Raw genomic sequence first — 20,568 nt, forward strand, 5'->3', positions numbered from 1 at the left:
CGGCGGCTGCGTCGGTGCCCGGCGCGTCACCTGAATCCGATGTCCCATCCCGCGTCTTCCTGGCTGACCGGCATGCGTGCGTGCCATATCGTCCGGTTCGTCTGATGAATGGCGTGTCGCCGCACGCGGCCGGTGACGGTGCGGATTGCGTCCGCGGGGGCATGCTTCGCAGCTTCGTAACGGGTTTCGACAGGGTCGAGTGGCGAGTTTTCCATCCAGAACAATGACGGTGAATCGAACAACAGCGGCGTCCGCACGGCGGCGGCGCACCAAGGTCGGGCTCGGAGTCGGCCTCGGCATCACGCTTTTCGCGGCGCAGGCCGCCGCGGCACCGGGTGACGCGCCCGCACCGGACGCCGACGCGGCCGGCACCGCGACGCTGCCCGCGATCACGGTGAGCGGCGAGCGCGGCGGCACGCTGCGCGCGCGCAATGCGTCGGTGGCCGGGCTCGACGACGCGCCGCTGCGCGACACGCCCGCGTCGGTGAACGTCGTCACGCGCGCGCTGATCGACGACCAGCAGGCGAAGCGGCTGAGCGACGTCGTGCGCAACGACGCATCGGTCGTCAACGACTACGCGCCGGTCGGCTATTTCGAAGGCTTCGCGATCCGCGGTTTTCCGGTCGATCTCGCGAGCGCGATCCGGATCGACGGGCTGACGGTGTCGGGCGAGCAGAACGTGCCGCTCGAGAACAAGGAGCGCGTCGAGATCCTGAAGGGGCTGGCCGGCATCGACAGCGGCGTCGTCGCGCCGGGCGGCGTGATCAACTTCGTGACCAAGCGCTCCGCGAACGTCGCGAGCGTGACGGGCGGCGTCGACAGCCGCGGCTCGACGTCGGCGGCCGTCGATCTCGGCCGCCGCTTCGGCCCCGACCATCAGTTCGGCTTCCGGATCAACGCCGCGAAGGAGAACATGCACGCCTACATCGACGGCACGAACGGACGGCGCACGTTCGGCTCGATCGCCGCCGACTGGGACATCAGCCCGCGCGCGAGCCTGCAGCTCAACGCCGAATTCCAGCAGTGGATCCAGCGCTCGGCGCCCGGCTACCAGTTGCTCGGCGGCACCGTCGTGCCGTCGGTCAAGACGACGTCGAAGGCGCTCGGCACGCAGCCGTGGGCGAAACCGGTGACGACCGATGCGCTGAACCTGAACGCCCGCTTCGACTACCAGTTCAACGACGACTGGAAGGCGTACGTCGCCGCGGGCCGCAGCCGCACGATGATCGACGACAACAGTGCGTTCGCGTACGGTTGCTATTACGCGGCAAGCTGCACGGCCGGCGCGACGTCGCCGTTTTTCTTCGGCGCGAACGGCGACTACGACGTGTACGACTTCCGCAGCCCCGGCGAATACCGGCGCAACGACGACCTGCGCGCCGTCACGACCGGCAAGTTCGCGACGGGACCGCTGCGGCACGAACTGACGCTCGGCGTAAGCGTGCAGCGTCGCGTCGTGCACATGGCGACCGCCGTGTACGACTATGTCGGCAGCGAGAACATCGACGGACCCGACGTCACGTTTGCACCGTCGCCGAATACGCCCGGGCCGTCGTATCCGCAGCTCGATTCGTGGCAGTACGGCGTGTTCGGGCTCGACCGCATCAGCATCGGCGAACACTGGCAGGTGCTCGCGGGCGGCAAGGAAGTGCTGCTGCGCCAGCGCAGCTGGAGCAGTCCCGACGGCGACACGACGCACACCGACCGCTCGGTGTTCCTGCCGCAGGTCGCGCTCGTCTACAAGCCGGTCAACGTGCTGTCGCTGTATGCGTCGTACAGCAAGGCGCTGTCGCTCGGCGACCAGGCGCCGGTGCGCGCGACCAATGCGTATGCGTTCCTGCCGCCGGTCGAATCGCACCAGATCGAGGTCGGCGCGAAATACGACTGGCTCGACCGGCTGAGCCTCACGGCCGCCGTGTTCTCGATCAGCAAGCCGTTCCAGTTCGCCGACCCGGATGCGTCGGGCACCGCCTACACGTTCGTGCAGCGCGGCACGCAGCGGCACCAGGGGATCGAGCTCGGCGCGGCCGGGCGCGTGACCGAGCGGCTGGGGCTGACGGCCAGCGTCGCGGCGATCCGCGCCCGCGCGTACGATTCGGGGTCGCCGGCCTACGAAGGGCACCAGATCATCAACGTGCCCGCGCTGCGCGCGTCGCTGTATGCGGATTACGCGGTGCCGGGCGTGGCAGGGCTGAACGTGCTCGGCGGTGTCGAGTACAGCGCGGCGCGCAACGCGAACGAGGAAGGCACCGCGCGCGTGCCGTCATGGTTCGTGTTCAATCTCGGCGCGCGCTATACGACGAAGATCGGCGGCCATCGCACGGTACTGCGCGTGTCGGTCGACAACCTGTTCAACAAGTTCTACTGGCGCGACGCGGGCGAGCAGCAGGGCGATGCGTACCTGTTCCCGGGGGCGCCGCGCACCGCGCGCGTGTCGTTGACCTATGATTTCTGATGACCGGGAACCGGCTGCGTGACGCGCGGCCCCGGCAGCCAACCAGGAGAGCACAGACGATGTCCCCACTCGAAATCGCCGGCGTGATCGTCAGCGCGCTCGCGATCTGGCTGACCGCGAAGCGCCGCATGCTGTGCTGGCCGGTCGGGCTCGCGTCTGTTGCGCTGTACGGCTGGATCTTCTTCGATGCGAAGCTGTATTCGGACATGCTGCTGCAGGGCGCGTTCGCGGTGCTGCAGGTGTACGGCTGGCAGCGCTGGCTCGCGCAGCGCGCGAGCGAAGCCGGCGGCGGCGGCGCGGCGCCGGCCGGCGACGTCGCGCCCGTCACCGGCGTGCGGCCGCGCCAGATGCTGCCCGACCTGGTCGCGGCCGTCATCGGCAGCGCGCTGCTCGGCGGCATGATGGCACGCTGGACCGACGCGGCGCTGCCGTTCGTCGACGCGTCGCTGACCGCGTTCAGCCTCGTCGCGCAATACTGGACCGCGCGGCGCTATATCGCGTCGTGGGGACTGTGGATCGTCGTGAACGTCGTCTACGTCGGGATGTTCGTGTTCAAGGAACTGTATCTGACGGCCGGACTCTATGCGCTGTTCATCGGGCTGGCCGTCGTCGGCTGGCGCGACTGGAGCCGGACCGCCGCCGCGTTGCGCGCGGCGGCCGGCGGCGCGCTGGCGCCGGGCGGCGGCGCGCGCTGATTCACGCACGGATTCAACCACGGAGCAACGTCGTTCATGTCATTCCCCCTCGAGCCGGACGGCCCCCTGTCGCGTGACGTCGCACCGCCGCAATTCGGCGTCGACGGCGAGCAGGCCGAACGCGACTGGCCGCTGATGACGCACGACGAGGTGGCGGCCATACTCGCGCGGATCGATGGTGCGGGCGAGCCGGCGCGGCTGACGTGGCACAGCCCGCGGCAGTTCGCGGCGGCGGTGCTCGTGCGGATGGCGGACGGGCGCGGATTGTTCGTCAAGCGTCATCATGCGAGCCTGCGCGATGTCGCGGGCCTCGAGGAAGAGCATCGCTTCATCGCGCATCTGCGCGAACGCGGCATCCCCGTGGTGGACGTGCTGGCCGGTCGCGACGGCGCGACCGCGTTTGCGTCCGGCGAGTGGACGTACGAGGTGCACGTGCTCGCGCCCGGCGTCGATCCGTATCGCGGCGTGATGTCGTGGCAACCGTTCATGCATCCTTCGCACGCCTACGCGGCCGGCCGCGCGCTGGCCGAGCTGCATCGCGCTTCGGCCGGTTACGCTGCGCCGGCGCGCCCCGTACGGACGCTGCTGTCGAGTTTTCGCGTGCTGTCGTCCGCCGATCTGGCCGGCGCGCTCGAACGCTGGGTCGAGGCGCAGCCGCTGCTCGTGCGTGCACTCGGTTCGCGCGACTGGCGCGGCGACGTGGCCGACGCGATCGGCCCGTATCACGCGCGCCTCGTGCCGCTGCTGACCGCGTTGCCGCCGTTGTGGACGCACGGCGACTGGCATGCGTCGAACCTGCTGTGGACCGGGGCGGGCCCCGGCGCACAGTTGCGGACCGTGCTCGATTTCGGCCTGTCGGATCGTACGTGCGCGGTGATGGACCTCGCGCTCGCGATCGAGCGCAATACGATCGACTGGATGGCGCCGGCCGATGCGCGGCGCATCGAGTACGACCAGATCGACGCGCTGCTCGACGGTTACGAAGCGCTCGAACCGCTGAACGACGACGCGTATGCCGCGCTGGTCGCGCTGCTGCCGATCGTGCATACGGAGTTCGCGCTGTCGGAAGTCGCGTATTTCGGCTGCATCATCGATGCGCCGGCGATCGTCGACATCGCGTACGACGGCTACCTGATCGGGCACGCGCGCTGGTTCGGCGAGCGCGACGGGCGGCAACTGCTCGACTGGCTCGTGCAACGCCGGCGCGCGAAACAACCCGTCACCTGATTCGCGTGCGGGGCGGCGGCCCGCGCGTGCCGAAGTCCCAAGCCTCCGCAGTCTTTCGCGCGGCCGTCGCGCCGCGCGCTCACCGAACTTTCCCGATCGTCAAAACGGGGCACCGTCCCCGCGGGGCGCCGCGCGTCTGCGTGCGGCTGCGTCCAACATGACGGAAATATCATCTTCGCCTCATGTTCGCACTGCGGCCCGACCGTAGCATCGGTCGCAACCGTTACCGCAGAACCGAACATGCTCAAGCTCCCTCTCTCCGCGGCCGTCGCCTTCGCGATGGCCGCGACGGCGTATGCGCAGCCGTCGCTGCCGCCGCCGGCGACAGCTGCCGCCGGCAGCGCCGCACCGATCGGCGCACCGCCGTCCGACGCACGTCCCGCCCCGTCGTTGACGCTTTCCGATGCACTCGCCGTCGCGGCCCGGAACAATCCGGCGCTGCGCGGCGCGCGCGCGGACGTCGATGCGTCGGCCGGCGCGCTGCTGCAGGCCGGCGCGCGCCCCAATCCCGAAGTGTCGTTCCTGCAGGAGAGCTTCCGCAGCAACGAACGTACGTCGACCGCGCTGATCAACCAGACCATCGAACTGGGCGGCAAGCGCCGCGCGCGGCTCGACGTCGCGTCGTACGGCCGCGAGTCGGCCGGCGCGTCGCTCGACGAGCAGGGTGCGGTCGTGCGCGCCGACGTGATCGCCGCGTTCTACGGGCTGCTCGCCGCGCAGCGGCAGCTCCAGGTCACCGAGGAATCGGCCGCGATCGCCGCGCGCTCCGCGGATCTCGCGGGGCGCCGCGCGCAGGCCGGCAAGGTGTCGCCGGTCGAGGCGACGAAGGCGCAGGTGGCGGCGGCCGGCGTGCAGATCGAAGTCGTGACGGCGCGCGGCAAGGTGGACGTCGCGCGCGAGAAGCTGAACGCGGTGATGGGCGAAGCGCGCGGCGACCGGCTCGCCGTGCTCGGCGACCTCGAAACCGTGCCGCCGGTCGAGCCGCTGCCCGCGCTGACCGCGCAGCTCGACGATGCGCCGCTCGCGCGGATCGCGCGCGCCGAGATGCTGCGCTCGAATGCGGCCGTGTCGCTCGAACGTGCGAGGCGCATTCCGGACGTGACGGTCAGCGCGGGCGTGAAGCGCGTGACGACGGGCGGCGTGCCCGACAACCAGGCCGTGGTCGGCGTATCGATCCCGATTCCGCTGTTCAACACGAACAAGGGCGCGCTGCTCGAGGCGACGCACAAGGCCGAGCGCGCGAATGCCGATCTCGATCGCGAACGCATGCGCCTGCGGCTGGCGCTCACGCAAGCCTACGCGAATTTCGAGGCCGCCGAGCAGGAAGCGCAGCGGCTGAAGTCCGATATCCTGCCGGCCGCGCGCGTCGCGCTCGACGCGATGTCGCGCGGCTACGAACTCGGGAAGTTCAGCTTCCTCGACGTGCTCGATGCACAGCGCACGCTGTTCCAGGGGCAGTCGCAATACGTGCGCGCGCTCGCCGACGCCCATTCGGCCCGCGCCGATATCGGCCGCCTCGTCGGCACGCCGCTCGCGGCCGTCGCGCAATAAGCGGCACTCTTACCGGAAGGATCATCATGTCACGCAGCAGAATCTTCGTTATCGCGGCGGCCGTGCTCGGCGGCGCAGGGATCGTGATCGGCGCGCTCGCCGTTACACGCGGCGGGAGCAACCCTTCGGCGCCCGCGGGCGCCGAAGCCGCGCAGCCGGCCGATGGCGCCGGCGCGCACGGCGGTGTCGTGCTGAAGCGCGGCAAGCTGTCCGTCGAGATCGTGATGACGGAAAAGCCCGGCGACGCGCGGCTCGTCGTCTATCCGTTCGTCGACGGCAAACCGGCCGACCAGGGCGTCACCGTGTCCGGCACGCTGGTGCGGTACGACCGCACGCGCGAGCCGTTGCGTTTCGACGCGTCGGGCCCGAAGTTCGTGTCCGCCCAGTCGATCGCGAAGCCGCACGTGTTCGACGCGACGATCGACGTGAAGGCCGGCAGCGACGCCGCATCGTTCCCGTTCGCGCGCGCCGACGGCGCGATCGCGCTGACCGACGCGCAACTGACGGCGTCGAGGATCGCACTCGCGAAGGCCGGCCCCGCGCAGATCGCGACGCCATTCCAGCTGCCGGGCGAGATCAAGTTCAACGAGGACCGCACCGCGCACGTCGTGCCGCGCGTGGCCGGCATCGTCGAGCAGGTGTCGGTATCGCTCGGGCAGAACATCGCGAAGGGGCAGGTGCTCGCGGTGATCGCCAGCACCGACCTGGCCGACCGCCGCAGCGAACTGCTGACGGCCGAGCGCCGGCTGTCGGGCGCGCGTGCGACCTACGCGCGCGAACGGACGCTGTGGCAGGAGCGCATCTCGGCCGAGCAGGACTACCAGCAGGCGCAGGTGCAGTTGCGCGAGGCCGAGATCGCCGTGCAGAACGCGCGGCAGAAGCTCGCCGCGCTGAATGCGCCGGCCGGCGCGGGGGCATTGAACCGCTACGAACTGCGTGCGCCGTTCGCGGGCACGATCGTCGAGAAACACGCGACGCCCGGCGAGGCGATCGCCGCGGATGCGAGCCTGTTCGTGATTTCCGACCTGTCGACCGTCTGGGCCGAGATGGCCGTGCCGGCGCAGCGGCTGAACGACGTGCGCGTCGGCCGCGACGCGACCGTCAGCGCGACCGCGTTCGAATCGCGTTCGAGCGGCCCGATCGCATACGTCGGCTCGCTGCTCGGCGAACAGACGCGTACCGCGCCCGCGCGTGTCGTGCTGCCGAACCCGGACGGCGTGTGGCGCCCGGGGATGTTCGTGAACGTGTCGGTCGACGCGGGCAAGCAGGGCGTACCGCTCGCGGTCGCGAGCGAGGCGCTGCAGGATGTCGACGGCGCGCCGTCGGTGTTCGTGCGCTCGCCGAAGGGGTTCGTCGCGCAGGCCGTCGAGACGGGGCGGCGCGACGAGCGCGCGACCGAGGTGCTGAAGGGGTTGAAGCCGGGCCAGGAATACGCGGCGTCGAACAGCTTCGTGCTGAAGGCCGAACTCGGCAAGGGGAGCGCCGAACATGAATGAGCGATATGTGTGCGCCATTGCGCGGATGGCGGCCCGACTGGCGGCCCGCTTTCCGGCGCGCCGCGTGACCGGCCGGGCGGCTCGTCCGGTGCGGGCGACCGTTCCCCGTTTCAAGGAATTCCGACATGTTTGAGCGCCTGATCCGCTTTGCGATTGCGCACCGCTGGCTCGTGATGCTGGCGATCGCGGCCGTGGCCGCACTGGGCGTGTTCAGCTACCAGAAGCTGCCGATCGACGCGGTGCCCGACATCACGAACGTGCAGGTCCAGATCAACACGTCCGCGCCCGGCTATTCGCCGCTCGAGGCCGAGCAGCGCATCACCTATCCGGTCGAGACCGTGATGGCCGGGCTGCCGGGCCTCGAGCAGACGCGCTCGATCTCGCGCTACGGGCTGTCGCAGGTCACCGTGATCTTCAAGGACGGCACCGACATCTACTTTGCGCGGCAGCTCGTCAACGAGCGCATCCAGGAGGCGAAGGACAAGCTGCCGGCCGGCATCGCGCCCGCGATGGGGCCGACGTCGACGGGCCTCGGCGAGATCTACCTGTGGACCGTCGAGGCCGACGCCGGCGCGCGCAAACCCGACGGCACGCGTTATACGGCGGCCGACCTGCGCGAATTGCAGGACTGGGTGGTCCGGCCGCAGCTGCGCAACGTGCGCGGCGTGACCGAGGTCAACTCGATCGGCGGCTACGTGAAGGAGTACCGCGTCGCGCCGAACCCGGCGAAGCTGATGTCGTACGGGCTGACGCTCGCCGACGTCGTGCGCGCGCTGGAACGCAACAACGACAACGTCGGCGCCGGCTACATCGAAAAACGCGGCGAGCAGTACCTGGTGCGCGTGCCGGGCCAGGCGCGCACCGTCGACGACATCGCGAACATCGTGCTGACCAACGTCGGCGGCGTGCCGGTGCGGATGAAGGACGTCGGCGTGGTCGACATCGGCCGCGAGCTGCGTACCGGCGCCGCGACGTCGAACGGCGAGGAGGTCGTGCTCGGCACGGTCTTCATGCTGATGGGCGAGAACAGCCGGACGGTGTCGAAGGCCGTCGCCGCGAAGATGGCGGACGTGAACCGCACGCTGCCGGCCGGCGTGAAGGCGATTCCCGTGTACGACCGCACCGTGCTCGTCGAGAAGGCCGTCGCGACGGTGAAGAAGAACCTGCTCGAAGGCGCGATCCTCGTGATCGCCGTGCTGTTCCTGTTCCTCGGCAATATCCGCGCCGCGCTGATCACCGCGCTCGTGATTCCGCTGTCGATGCTGATGACCTTCACCGGCATGGTCAACGCGAAGGTGAGCGCGAACCTGATGAGCCTGGGCGCGCTCGACTTCGGGATCATCGTCGACGGCGCGGTCGTGATCGTCGAGAACTGCGTGCGGCGGCTCGCGCATGCGCAGGCGGCGGCCGGGCGGCCGCTCACGCGCGAGGAGCGGTTCGCCGAGGTGTTCGGTGCATCGCAGGAAGCGCGCCGCGCGCTGATCTTCGGGCAACTGATCATCATGGTCGTGTACCTGCCGATCTTTGCGCTGACCGGCGTCGAAGGCAAGATGTTTCACCCGATGGCGATCACCGTCGTGATGGCGCTCGCCGCCGCGATGGTGCTCACCGTCACGTTCATCCCGGCGGCCGTCGCGCTGTTCATCGGCGAGCGGGTCGAGGAGAAGGAGAACCGGCTGATGGGCTGGGCGCGGCGCGCGTACGAACCGGTGCTTGCCGCGTTCATGATGCGCCCGGCGCGCGTGATGATCGGCGCCGGCGCGATCGTGCTGGTCACGCTCGGGCTGGCCACGCGGCTCGGCAGCGAGTTCATCCCGAGCCTCAACGAAGGCGACCTGGCCGTCTCCGCGCTGCGGATTCCCGGCACGAGCCTGTCGCAGTCGGTGGAGATGCAGAGATCGATCGAGAAGACGCTGAAGGCGCGCTTCCCCGAGATCGAGCGCGTGTTCGCGCGCACCGGCACGGCCGAGATCGCGGCCGACCCGATGCCGCCGAACCTGTCGGACGGCTACATCATGCTGAAGCCGGCCGACCGGTGGCCAGACCCGAAGAAGCCGCGCGACCAACTGGTGCGCGAGATCGAGGCCGCGCTCGCCGCGCTGCCGGGCAATGCGTACGAGTTCTCGCAGCCGATCCAGCTGCGCTTCAACGAACTGATCTCGGGCGTGCGCAGCGACGTCGCGGTGAAGATCTTCGGCGACGACATGGCCGTGCTGAACCAGACCGGCGAGCAGATCGCGGCCGCGCTGCGGAAGGTGCCGGGCGCGTCGGAGGTGAAGGTCGAGCAGACGACCGGGCTGCCGGTGCTGACCGTCAACCTCGACCGCGACAAGCTCGCGCGCTACGGCGTGAGCGTCGCCGACCTGCAGGACTCGGTGGCCGCGGCCGTCGGCGGCCAGAAGGCCGGCACGCTGTTCCAGGGCGACCGCCGCTTCGACATCGTCGTACGGCTGCCCGACGAGCTGCGTTCCGACATCGAGGCGATCAAGCGGCTGCCGATCGCGCTGCCCGCGCCGGCGGCGGGCGCCAGCGGGCCGATTGCGGCGGCGCCGTACGTGCCGCTCGCGGAGCTCGCGACGATCGACGTCGCGCCGGGCCCGAACCAGATCAGCCGCGAGGACGGCAAGCGGCGCGTCGTCGTCAGCGCGAACGTACGCGGCCGCGACGTCGGCTCGTTCGTCGCCGATGCGCGCGAGCAGCTGCAGCAGGACGTGCGCGTGCCGGCCGGTTACTGGGTGTCGTGGGGCGGCCAGTTCGAGCAGCTGCAGAGCGCGAGCGAGCGCCTGAAGCTCGTCGTGCCGCTCGCGCTGTTCATGGTGTTCGTGCTGCTGTTCGTGATGTTCAACAACGTGAAGGACGGGCTGCTCGTGTTCACCGGCATTCCGTTCGCGCTGAGCGGCGGCGTGGTGTCGCTGTGGCTGCGCGGGATTCCGCTGTCGATCACGGCGGCGGTCGGCTTCATCGCGCTGTCGGGCGTCGCCGTGCTCAACGGTCTCGTGATGATCTCGTTCATCCGCAACCTGCGCGACGAGGGGATGCCGCTCGACGCCGCGGTGCGCGACGGCGCGCTGACGCGGCTGCGGCCGGTGCTGATGACCGCGCTCGTCGCATCGCTCGGCTTCCTGCCGATGGCGTTCGCGACCGGCACCGGCGCCGAGGTGCAGCGGCCGCTCGCGACGGTCGTGATCGGCGGTATCCTGTCGTCCACGGCGCTGACGCTGCTGGTGCTGCCCGTGCTGTACCGCGTCAGCCATGCGGTGTCGTGGCGCGCCGCGTTTCGCGGCGGCCTCGGTGCGGGCGTGCTGCGCCGGCTGGGTTTCTTCAAGGGTCATGCGTGATGCGAATTCTGATTGTCGAGGATGAACCGAAGACGGGCGCGTATCTGCGCAAGGGTCTCACCGAGGCCGGCTATGTCGTCGACTGGGTAGAGGACGGCATCACGGGCCAGCATCAGGCCGAGACCGAGGAGTACGACCTGCTCGTGCTCGACGTGATGCTGCCCGGCCAGGATGGCTGGACGCTGCTGCAGAACCTGCGGCGCAGCAAGTCGACGCCGGTGCTGTTCCTCACCGCGCGCGACGATGTCGGCGATCGCGTGAAGGGGCTCGAGCTTGGCGCCGACGACTATCTCGCGAAGCCGTTCGACTTCGTCGAGCTGACCGCGCGCATCAAGTCGATCCTGCGGCGCGGCCAGCCGCGCGACTCGAACACGCTGCGCGTGGCCGATCTCGAGCTCGACCTGACGCGCCGCAAGGCCACGCGGCAGGGCGACACGATTCTGCTGACCGCGAAGGAGTTCGCGCTGCTGTGGCTGCTGATGCGCCGCGAAGGCGAAATCCTGCCGCGCGCGACGATCGCGTCGCAAGTGTGGGACATGAACTTCAACAGCGACACGAACGTCGTCGATTCGGCGATCAGGCGGCTGCGCTCGAAGATCGACGACGCGTACGAGCCGAAACTGATCCACACGGTGCGCGGCATGGGCTACGTGCTCGAAGCGCGCGGCGGCGCGGCCGCATGATCGCGCATCTGCTGCCGCGTACGCTGCGCGGACGCCTGACCGCGCTGATCATCCTGTCGACGTCGGTGATCCTCGCGTCGAGCGGTGTTGCGCTCTACGAGGCGCTGAGCAATCGCGTCGAAACGACGGCGGCCGAGCAGATGGCCGGCACGTCTGCCGCGCTGGGCGCCCACCTGGCCGGGGTGCGCACGCCGGCCGACGTCGCGCGCAACGCCGACATCTGGATCGACCAGTTGCACGGCCATCCGAACATGGATCTCGCGATCTTCGACGCCATGGGCACGCGCCTCGTCGGCACGCCCGGTTTCCGCCCGTATGCACCGCTGATGTCGCTGGAGGCCGGGCGCGTGCCGGTCGGCATCGCGCCGCTCGGCGCGCGGCACCAGTACCTCGTGACGAACGTGCCGCTCGCCGGCGCGGGGGCCGGTGGCCCGGTGGTGCGCGTCGCGGTGCAGTACGACCGCAGCGCCGACCTGCTGCTGCTGCGCACGCATGCCTATACGATCGTCGTGATCGAGGTGTTCGGCGTGGTGCTCGCCGCCGCGATGGCCTACGGTATCGCCGCGCTCGGCTTGAGCCCGCTGCGGCGGTTCGCGGCGCGGGCCGAGCAGATGTCGACGAGCCGGCTCGCGCATCCGCTGCCGGAACTCGATACGTCCGGCGAGCTGAAGGAACTCGAGCATGCGTTCAACGGGATGCTCGAACGCCTGAACGAGTCGTTTACGCGGCTGAGCCAGTTCTCGTCGAATCTCGCGCACGACATGCGCACGCCGCTCACGAACCTGCAGGCGGCCGCGCAGGTCGTGCTGTCGCAGCCGCGCGGCGCGGACGAATACCGGAGCGTGATCGAGTCGAGTATCGACGAATACCAGCGGCTGTCGCGGATGATCGAGGACATGCTGTTTCTCGCGCGCTCGGAACAGGCCGGCACGTCGATCGGCGTGCGGCGCCTGAATGCGGCCGAGGAGGCGGAGCGGGTGGCCGGCTACTACGAGTCGCTTGCGGAAGACGAGGGGGTGACGGTGAAGGTCGATGGCCACGCGTGGGTCGACGCGGACCTCACGCTGTACCAGCGTGCGCTGAGCAACCTGCTGTCCAATGCGCTGACCTATGCGCCGCGCGGCAGCGTCGTGACGATCGATTGCGTCGAGCAGGGCGGCGCGACGACGATCGCCGTGTCGGATACGGGGCCCGGCATCGCGGCCGAGCATGTCGGGCGGATCTTCGAGCGCTTCTATCGTGTCGATCCGTCACGGCACAATTCCGCGTCGGGCACCGGGCTCGGCCTCGCGATCGTCCGGTCGATCATGGACAATCACGGCGGCGAATGCGGCGTCGACAGCGATCCCGGCCGCCGCACGACGTTCTGGCTGCGCTTTCCGCGCCGGCCGGCCGAGCCGAACCGACCGGCGGCCATCGGCACCTGACAGCGCGGGCGGCCACGTTCGCGCGTTCGCCCGGTGGCGGCCGCGCGCGGCGTGCTGCCCGCACGCGTGTGGCCGAGCGTCATTGCCGTGCGGTCAGGTTGTCGTGGTTGTCGGTCTGCGGCTTCTTCTCGCCGCCGTGCACCGAAATCCCGTGAAGCTCCTTGTTGCGCGCGACGATCTCGCCGGTCGGCGGGTATTGCGTCTTGCCCGTCGGCACGACGCCGTCGTGCTGCGCCTGCTTCAGTTCGTTGACGACCTGCGTGCGGCTCTTGCCCTGCGGTTGCGTTTGCGCGAACGCGGCCTGCGTGGCCATGCCGAGCGACAGCGTGGCGGTGACGAACAGTGCTGCGAGTTTTGCCGTTTTCATCGAGTGTTCTCCTTGATCAGGTCGCCGGGTGGCGAACCATGGACCCAGTATGCGAAAGCGGCCGTGCGTCATCGTGATCGCGAGATGAAAAAAACGTCAGATTGCGCGAGCAGGCAGCGTGCCGTCGGGATCCGGCCGGCATGATGCAACCGTCATGTTCGCGTCATGGGCGCGACGAGCGGGAAGCGGAACATGAAGCCTGCCGATGGCCGACGTGGCCGGCGGCATGCGTGCCGTTCGCGACAGCAGCATGGAAAGCGGGCGGTCCTGTTCAGACATTCATTCCGGACCGAAAAGTGCATCGTCCCGCCATCCGTCTAGCCTTGATCGCAGTCCTGATCGTCCCGCTGTTCGCGGGCTGCGTGTCGACACGTTCCGGCACGACCGAGGCCAGGCCCACCGCTGCGCGCAAGGCGGTGCCGGCCGACCTCATGCCGGGCGAGCAGATCGACTATGCGGGCCACCGCTGCGGCAATCCGAATCTGTACGTGAAAACGCATCCGTGCCTGTTCCCGCGACCCGATCCCGCACCGTGATCGTCCGGCTGGCGACAAAAAGAGGCCCGGCACTCAGCGAGTCCGGGCCTAATGCGTGATCGTGCCGTGCGGCAGCGACCCGCTGCGTGGGTGGTAACGGGCGCGGCCCGTCACGTCTTCGATCGTAGCGGCGCGATGCGTCGCGAACCTGATTGCAACATGAAATTTCCGTCACGTTGCGCGCAAGGATGGCGGCCGCGATCAGAACCGGTGCCGCAACCCGAGATTGACGATGCCCTGCGTGCGCGTGCCGCCATAGCCGTACGAGCCGATCGATGCCTGCGCCGTTTGCGTGCCGCCGTCGAGCGTGCGCTGTTCGCCGTTCGCACGCTGCCAGGCGCCGACCGCATAGAGATCGGTGCGCTTCGACAGCATGTAGTCGGCGCCGGCGGACACCTGGTGGTAGGTGGCGCTCGTATCGCCGCGGGCGCGCGTGTAGCTGTAACCGACGCCGACGAGCAGGCCGGGCGTCGCCTGGAAGTTGAAGAAACCGCGCGCGGTGTCGTATTTCTGCGTGCTGCGGAACGCGGACATCGCATCGGCCTTGTACTGCGCATTGCTGTAATCGATGCCGACCGCGAACGGCGCGAAGTTGTAGCGCAACGCGCCGCGCGCGATGTCGATCGATTTCGCGGAGAGGTAGCCGCCGTTGACCAGCGATCCGTCGAACGTGCCGTCCGACGTGCCGTTCCAGCTGGTCCGGATGCCGTTCTCGAGCGACGAGCGGTTGGCTGCGGAGTAGTAGCCGCCCGCGACGTCGAGCGGGCCGTAGCTGTACGACAGGCCGGCCGACCAGGTCTGGCCCGCACCGCTCTTGCCGGCCACGCCGCCGAGCGCATACATGCCGACGAACTGGAAACCGCCGATCACGGGCGACGTGTATTTCACGGCGTTGTCGGTGCGCGACGACGTGTCGTAGTTGTCGACGTCGCCGGGCGTCGCGTACACGCTGCCGAAATAGAAATCGCCGGTCACGGGCCAGGCGACGTCCGCGAGCGCGTCGTACTGGCGGCCGAGCGTCAAGGTGCCCCAGCGTGCGCTTTCCAGGCCGACGAACGCCTGCCGGCCGAACATCCGGTTGCCTTGCCCGAGCGCGCCCGTGTTCGGATTGAAGCCGTTTTCCAGCGTGAAGATCGCTTTCAGGCCGCCGCCCAGATCCTCGGCGCCTTTCAGCCCGAAACGGTTGCCGAGCAGGTTGCCGTTGCCGAGGCCGACGAGGTTCTTGCCGTCGGCATTGGCGTTCCAGACATAGGTCAGCGACGTATCGAACAGGCCGTAGAGGCTGACTTCCGCGGCATGGGCCGGTTGGGCAGTGGCGAGCAGCGCCCCCGAGAGCATGGCGAGCCGAACTGGATATTTCATGGTGCTTCCCCTGAAGTTCAAGATGATCGTTTCGCGCATCGTTCGACTCCGGTGCCCGGGCTTGCGGCGGCGGCCCGGAATATCGCGATCGCGCTGGCGATTCTGGAAAGCGTTCGGATCGTGGAGGTGAGGGACAAATGAGAAAAATGTCATCGCGGTGTCATGCACGCCCGAACATTCGAATTATTTAATGTGTACTGCGATGCAGAAGTCGCTCGCATGGTGACGAAACCGTCATGCGGCGATCACGCATCCGCACCAGCGCGGGATCAAAGTGAAGGCACCTGTCACGCCTTTTCAGCAAGGAGCACACCCCATGAACATTCCGCGCCCGATGATCGTCGCCGTCATTGCCGCACTGTCGGCCGCAGCCCTCTCGCAGACCGTGTCGGCACAGCCGAAGAGTCGTCAGGAAGTGGTTCGGGAACTGGTGCGCGCGCGTCACGACGGCGTGATCCCGAGCCCGAATCACGACTATCCGGCGAGCCCGGCCGTTGTCGCGCGCAATCGGGAAATCCATCGTTCGACGGTGCATCGCGGCGAGAAAGCGCCGATGGTCGATGCGCACGACAACGGTTTCGCGGTGCTTTGATCAACGATTCACGGCCGGCCGGGGCCGTATCCGTCGGCCGGCTTCATCCATGCAGAGGAGCGAGTCATGCCAGAGGAGCGAGTCATGCGTCATATCGCGAAAGGAATCGTGCTGGCGGGGTGCCTGATGACGACGGCTGCGATGGCGGCCGGCTGGCCCGAGCGTGCGCTGTCGCACGCGCCCGCCCACGACGTCGGCCCGCGGGCGAACGAGCGGATGCGGTGCGAATTCGCGGCCGTGCCTGCCGGCGCGTGGACGGCAACGTTCACGCAGGGGCAATGCGAGGTCGACAACGGGCGGCTGACGTTCGTGCCGGCCGAAGCGGGGAGCGGGGCGGCTGCGACGGAGAGGCGTATCGTGCTCGGCGAGGTCCGTACCGCGTCGCATCAGTCGCGCAAGTTGAAGGAACAACTGCAGTTGACGACGCGCGACACGGTCATCGCGCTGAACGTGCTGACCGACGACGGCAGCCGCAAGTCGCGCGAACATGCGATCGACCTGTGGACTGCGTTGCGCAACGAGGGCGTCACGCCCGTGAATGGCACGCGCGTCGTCGATACGTATCCGGCCGGCGCGACGACGTGGTAGCCGCCGCGCGCGGCTTATCCCGCCTTGACCGACCCTTCGATCAGGAAGAACACGATGAAGCCGATGAAGAACGCGGCCGTCGCGAACGGCGTTTCGGGCACCTCGTGCGCTTCGACGAGCAGTTCCTCGGTCACGAGGTACAGCAGCGCGACGGTGCCGAGCCCCAGCAGGGCCGCGTAGATGTTCGCCGGCAGGCCGGCGAATGCCGCATTGCCGGCCACGGCCGAGAGGCTCAGCAGTGCGGCCAGCCCGACCGGTACGACGATCGACAGCGTCCGGCCGATGCCTGCCGCGGCAAGCGCCGCGCTGACCGACAGCGCGAGGAACAACACTTCGAGCGTCAGCGCGACGGTCAGGATGATGCCGCTTTCGTCGCTGGCGGAGAACGCGATGCCGAGCACGAGGCCGTCGACGACGAGGTCGATCGCGGTAACGATGATCAGGCTCACGGGCAGCCGCGCGTCCTCGAAGCGTGCCTCGATCGTGCCCGACAGCGCGCGGATCGCGAGCATCAGCGCGAGGCCGAGCACGAACCCGACGACGACCGGAAACAGCGCATGCGCGCGGTCCTGCGGCAGCAGTTCGAGCGCCGCGGCCGCGAACACGATGCCGCCGGTGAAATGCTGGATGACGCTCGACGTTTTCGGGCCGGGCGCCCGCCATGCGGCCGCAAGCGCGCCGAAACAGGCCGCCAGCACGGGCGGTAAGGTGAGCAGCGCAAGCTTCGCGGTCGGTGTCATGGGGCCTCTCGGTCGGTCGGCGTGCCGCGCGGGAGCGGCATTGCACGGATCGTACGTGCCGGGCTGTGCCGCGGCATCAACCGGGGATTGAACACCTTGAAGCCGCTTCAGAGTCAAGCGGCTTGATGCAGGGCGCACCGGCCAGCCGGCACGCCCGTTCGCGTCAAAGCTGCGCGAGCGCCTGGTCGAGGTCGGCGAGCAGGTCGTCGACATGCTCGATACCGATCGACAGTCGCACCGTTTCTTCCTTCACGCCGGCCTTCGCGAGTTCGGCGGGCGACAGTTGCCGGTGCGTCGTCGAGGCCGGGTGCGTCGCGAGCGACTTCGTGTCGCCGATGTTGACGAGTCGCGTGAACAGCTTCAGCGCGTCCTGGAACTTCGCGCCGCCGTCGCGGCCGCCCTTCACGCCGAACGTCAGGATGCCCGGCGCGCGGCCCGACAGGTAGCGGGCGACGAGTGCGTGGTCGGGGTGATCGGGCAGGCCCGCATGGTTCACCCATTCGACGTGTTCGTGGCGCGCGAGATGCCGCGCGATCTTCAGCGCGTTGTCGCTGATCCGCTCGATGCGCAGCGCCAGCGTCTCGATGCCCTGCAGGATCTGGAACGCGTTGAACGGCGAGATCGCCGCGCCCATGTTGCGCAGCGGCACGACGCGCGCGCGGCCGATGTACGCGGCCGGCCCGAACGCTTCCGTATAGACGACGCCGTGGTAGCTGACGTCCGGCTCGTTCAGCCGCTTGAAGCGGTCGGCGTGTTCGGCCCACGGAAACTTGCCCGCATCCACGATCGCGCCGCCGAGGCTCGTGCCGTGCCCGCCGAGATACTTCGTCAGCGAGTGCACGACGATGTCCGCGCCGTGCTCGAACGGGCGCAGCAGGTACGGCGACGGCACCGTGTTGTCGACGATCAGCGGAATGCCGTGCCGATGCGCGACGTCCGCGAGCGCGGCGATGTCGGTGACGTTGCCGAGCGGGTTGCCGACCGATTCCGCGAAGATCGCCTTCGTGCGTGCGTCGATCAGCGGTTCGAACGACGCGGGGTCGCGCGGGTCGGCGAAGCGCGTGGTGATCCCGTATTGCGGCAGCGTATGCGCGAACAGGTTGTAGGTGCCGCCGTACAGCGAACTTGCGGACACGATGTTGTCGCCGGCTTCGGCGATAGTCTGGATCGCGTAGGTGACCGCGGATTGCCCCGATGCAAGCGCCAGCGCGCCGATGCCGCCCTCGAGCGCGGCGATCCGCTGCTCGAGCACGTCCGTCGTCGGGTTCATGATGCGCGTGTAGATGTTGCCCTGGACCTTCAGGTCGAACAGGTCCGCACCGTGCTGCGTGTCGTCGAATGCGTACGCAACGGTCTGGTAGATCGGGACGGCGACCGCGCGCGTGGTCGGGTCGGGGCGATAACCGCCGTGCACGGCGATCGTTTCGAGGCGCCAGTTCGGCTTGGTCTGATCGGTCATGGGTGCTCCGCTTGTTGTTGTGAAGGTCGAGGGGCCTGCCGTCCGGCGATTATAGGAGCACGTGCGCTGCGGTTCTTAGAACGAATGGTGGGTTGCTTATGCGAGCGTCGCGCATAGAATGCCTTTTTCCGCAGACGAAAGGTGCGCGATGGATCAGGATCGGTGGAGCCAGGTGGATGCGTATTTCTCCGCGACGCTCGTGCCGTCGGACGACGCGCTCGACGCCGCGCGACGCGGCCGGGCTGCCGGCGATCAACGTCGCGCCGAACCAGGGCAAGCTGCTGCAGTTGCTGGCGACGATCCGCGGCGCGCGGCGGATTCTCGAAGTCGGTACGCTCGGCGGCTACAGCACGATCTGGCTCGCGCGCGCGTTGCCGCCCGGCGGCACGCTCGTGACGCTCGAACTGAACCCCGCGCATGCGAAGGTCGCGACGCAGAACATCGCGCGCGCCGGGTTCGCGTCGGTCGTGTCGGTGGTGGTCGGCAACGCGAAGGACAGCCTCGCGCGGCTCGTCGACGCCGGCGAGGCGCCGTTCGATTTCGTCTTCATCGATGCGGACAAGGACAACAACGCGGTCTATCTCGACGCGGCGCTGAAGCTGTCGCGGCCCGGCACGGTGATCGTCGTCGACAACGTGGTGCGGGGCGGGCGCGTGGCCGATCCGGACAATCGCGAGCCCGACGTGATCGGCGTGCGCGACGGGTTCGCACGCCTCGTGGCCGAGCCGGCGCTCACGACGACGGCCGTGCAGACGGTCGGGCAGAAGGGCTGGGACGGCTTCTCGATCTCGATCGTCGGCGCGTGACCGGATGCGTCAGTGCGCGCTTGCGGTCGCGTCGGCGCGCCGATACAGGCGCGGCCACTGGTCCTGGAACAGGCCGTTGCAGGTGCCGTGCGTCGCGATGTCGGCGAGCTGGAAGCGCCGGCCGTCGAAGATCCACGACGCGGTCGACCCGCAATCGCCGGCACTGCGCAACCGGACCTTGCTCGACAGCATCGCGCTGGCCGGATCGTAGCCGGCGTCGGTCAGTTCGTTCGGGAAAGACGCCGAATCGAGGCCCGCATTCGCGTTCTCGCCGAAGTTCATGGCCGTCGGCGTGTACGGTGCGGCGCGGCGAATGCGATACCACAGGTCGGTGTGGTTATACATGCTGCTGGTCTGGCACGGGATCGCGACGAGCGCCTCGTCGGCCGAGATCGCGACGGCGGTCGACGCCTTCCTGCGATCGCTCGCCGACATTTCGTCTTCGACATCGGCCGCGCACTGCTTCACGTCGGCGCCGAATTTCGCGAGCACCGCGTCGACGAGCGGGCGCTGTTCGGCGGCCGACAGGTTCGCGACGGGCGGCGGCGCCGGCGTGACGGCGGGCGGGAGCGCCGGCGCGAGCGGGACCGACGACGCGGGCCGGGTGCCCGGGCGCAGCAGCGCGGTGACGGTGCCGACGCGGCCCTGCGTATCGTCGATCAGCAGCAGCGCGGCATTCAACCCCGACAACGGCGTGCGCGCGGTGTGCGCGGAAGCCGGATCGCCGAAGCTCAGCGCCTGTGCATTGCGCGATGCAGACAGCCACGCGGCGACCGTTGCCGGATCGTTCGTGCGGATCCGGAACGGGTGGGCCTGGTCGTCGTTCGGGTCGCCGAAGGCATGCCATTGGGCCGGCACCGCATCGAACGGGCGGCCGTCGACGCGTGCGGTACGCAAGTCCAGCGGTGCCGACGCGTAGAGGTCGAGCGACGGTTGCGCATCGGGGCCGGCATCGCGCGTCACGCGCAGGATCAGGCTGGGGCGTGCATCGTCGGTATCGTCGGCGTGACTCTCCGCGACGCAGCGATTGCCGTTGTCGCAGACGACCGACCAGCTCTTGAAGTCACGCTCGACCGGCGGCCGCGCGAGCGGACGAGCCTGCGTGACGATCGGGGAAACGGCGAGGAGCACGGCGAGGGCAAGCGGAAAACGGTGCGACATGACGGTTCGTATCGACTGGGAAAGGGCGGGCGGAAGATGCCGGACTGCAAGCGCATCGTCAGCAAGCGGTGCAGGTCGAGTGCAG

At 68.9% G+C, this 20,568-nt stretch carries 16 protein-coding genes and 1 pseudogene; 12 read left to right on the forward strand and 5 right to left on the reverse strand.

Features of this window, described 5'->3' with window-relative positions:
• The first annotated feature begins 223 nt into the window (after positions 1 to 223).
• The 8 genes from VXM69_RS04850 to VXM69_RS04885 all read left to right on the forward strand — a co-directional run bounded on the left by VXM69_RS04850 (position 224) and on the right by VXM69_RS04885 (position 12,872).
• Positions 224 to 2,455, forward strand: coding sequence for a TonB-dependent siderophore receptor (locus VXM69_RS04850; protein WP_124668766.1), 2,232 nt, complete (start codon positions 224 to 226; stop codon positions 2,453 to 2,455).
• A gap of 59 nt (positions 2,456 to 2,514) precedes the next feature.
• On the forward strand, positions 2,515 to 3,150 hold the full coding sequence (pnuC, locus tag VXM69_RS04855) for a nicotinamide riboside transporter PnuC (protein ID WP_059558612.1): 636 nt from the start codon (positions 2,515 to 2,517) through the stop codon (positions 3,148 to 3,150).
• 36 nt (positions 3,151 to 3,186) lie between these two features.
• Complete coding sequence (locus tag VXM69_RS04860; protein WP_367189089.1) at positions 3,187 to 4,377, forward strand: phosphotransferase enzyme family protein; 1,191 nt, start codon at positions 3,187 to 3,189, stop codon at positions 4,375 to 4,377.
• Positions 4,378 to 4,617: 240 nt separating this feature from the next.
• The gene (locus VXM69_RS04865) at positions 4,618 to 5,928 is read left to right on the forward strand and encodes a TolC family protein (protein WP_059558606.1); all 1,311 of its coding nucleotides are present in this window, start codon (positions 4,618 to 4,620) and stop codon (positions 5,926 to 5,928) included.
• A 26-nt stretch (positions 5,929 to 5,954) separates the two neighbouring features.
• The gene (locus VXM69_RS04870; protein ID WP_069704549.1) at positions 5,955 to 7,424 is read left to right on the forward strand and encodes an efflux RND transporter periplasmic adaptor subunit; all 1,470 of its coding nucleotides are present in this window, start codon (positions 5,955 to 5,957) and stop codon (positions 7,422 to 7,424) included.
• Between the two features lie 125 nt (positions 7,425 to 7,549).
• Entirely contained in the window at positions 7,550 to 10,762 is a 3,213-nt protein-coding gene (locus VXM69_RS04875; protein WP_367189090.1) for an efflux RND transporter permease subunit, read from the forward strand.
• Complete coding sequence (gene irlR / locus VXM69_RS04880) at positions 10,762 to 11,445, forward strand: heavy metal response regulator transcription factor IrlR (RefSeq protein WP_006490455.1); 684 nt, start codon at positions 10,762 to 10,764, stop codon at positions 11,443 to 11,445. Before VXM69_RS04875 ends, irlR begins: the two co-directional genes overlap by 1 nt.
• Positions 11,442 to 12,872 (forward strand): heavy metal sensor histidine kinase, encoded by a 1,431-nt coding sequence (locus VXM69_RS04885; protein WP_367189091.1) that lies wholly within the window; start codon positions 11,442 to 11,444, stop codon positions 12,870 to 12,872. Before irlR ends, VXM69_RS04885 begins: the two co-directional genes overlap by 4 nt.
• Before the next feature lie 79 nt (positions 12,873 to 12,951).
• Here VXM69_RS04885 and VXM69_RS04890 read toward each other — a convergent pair whose 3' ends face one another.
• Positions 12,952 to 13,239, reverse strand: a complete 288-nt coding sequence (locus tag VXM69_RS04890) for a DUF4148 domain-containing protein (protein WP_034185587.1) — start codon at positions 13,237 to 13,239, stop codon at positions 12,952 to 12,954.
• A gap of 323 nt (positions 13,240 to 13,562) precedes the next feature.
• Here VXM69_RS04890 and VXM69_RS04895 point away from each other — a divergent pair, with 323 nt between their 5' ends.
• Positions 13,563 to 13,775, forward strand: coding sequence for a hypothetical protein (locus VXM69_RS04895; RefSeq protein WP_367189092.1), 213 nt, complete (start codon positions 13,563 to 13,565; stop codon positions 13,773 to 13,775).
• Positions 13,776 to 13,976: 201 nt separating this feature from the next.
• Here VXM69_RS04895 and VXM69_RS04900 read toward each other — a convergent pair whose 3' ends face one another.
• Positions 13,977 to 15,137: a porin gene (locus tag VXM69_RS04900; RefSeq protein ID WP_034185955.1), complete on the reverse strand. Its 1,161-nt coding sequence runs from the start codon at positions 15,135 to 15,137 to the stop codon at positions 13,977 to 13,979.
• Positions 15,138 to 15,453: 316 nt separating this feature from the next.
• Here VXM69_RS04900 and VXM69_RS04905 point away from each other — a divergent pair, with 316 nt between their 5' ends.
• Complete coding sequence (locus VXM69_RS04905; RefSeq protein ID WP_226251916.1) at positions 15,454 to 15,729, forward strand: DUF4148 domain-containing protein; 276 nt, start codon at positions 15,454 to 15,456, stop codon at positions 15,727 to 15,729.
• An 84-nt stretch (positions 15,730 to 15,813) separates the two neighbouring features.
• Positions 15,814 to 16,317 (forward strand): hypothetical protein, encoded by a 504-nt coding sequence (locus tag VXM69_RS04910; RefSeq protein WP_069245859.1) that lies wholly within the window; start codon positions 15,814 to 15,816, stop codon positions 16,315 to 16,317.
• A 14-nt stretch (positions 16,318 to 16,331) separates the two neighbouring features.
• Here the strand turns inward: VXM69_RS04910 and VXM69_RS04915 are convergent, their stop codons facing one another.
• Entirely contained in the window at positions 16,332 to 17,057 is a 726-nt protein-coding gene (locus VXM69_RS04915; protein ID WP_034185591.1) for a ZIP family metal transporter, read from the reverse strand.
• Positions 17,058 to 17,220: 163 nt separating this feature from the next.
• Positions 17,221 to 18,516, reverse strand: a complete 1,296-nt coding sequence (locus tag VXM69_RS04920; RefSeq protein WP_367189093.1) for an O-acetylhomoserine aminocarboxypropyltransferase/cysteine synthase family protein — start codon at positions 18,514 to 18,516, stop codon at positions 17,221 to 17,223.
• A gap of 148 nt (positions 18,517 to 18,664) precedes the next feature.
• On the opposite strand from VXM69_RS04920, the pseudogene VXM69_RS04925 reads away from it, so the two are divergent.
• Positions 18,665 to 19,322 (forward strand): annotated as a pseudogene (locus VXM69_RS04925) (O-methyltransferase).
• Positions 19,323 to 19,331: 9 nt separating this feature from the next.
• Here VXM69_RS04925 and VXM69_RS04930 read toward each other — a convergent pair.
• On the reverse strand, positions 19,332 to 20,483 hold the full coding sequence (locus VXM69_RS04930; protein ID WP_367189094.1) for a DUF1176 domain-containing protein: 1,152 nt from the start codon (positions 20,481 to 20,483) through the stop codon (positions 19,332 to 19,334).
• Positions 20,484 to 20,568: the final 85 nt, after the last annotated feature.

The organism is Burkholderia sp. Ed8 (assembly GCF_040761425.1).
Lineage (GTDB): Bacteria > Pseudomonadota > Gammaproteobacteria > Burkholderiales > Burkholderiaceae > Burkholderia > Burkholderia seminalis.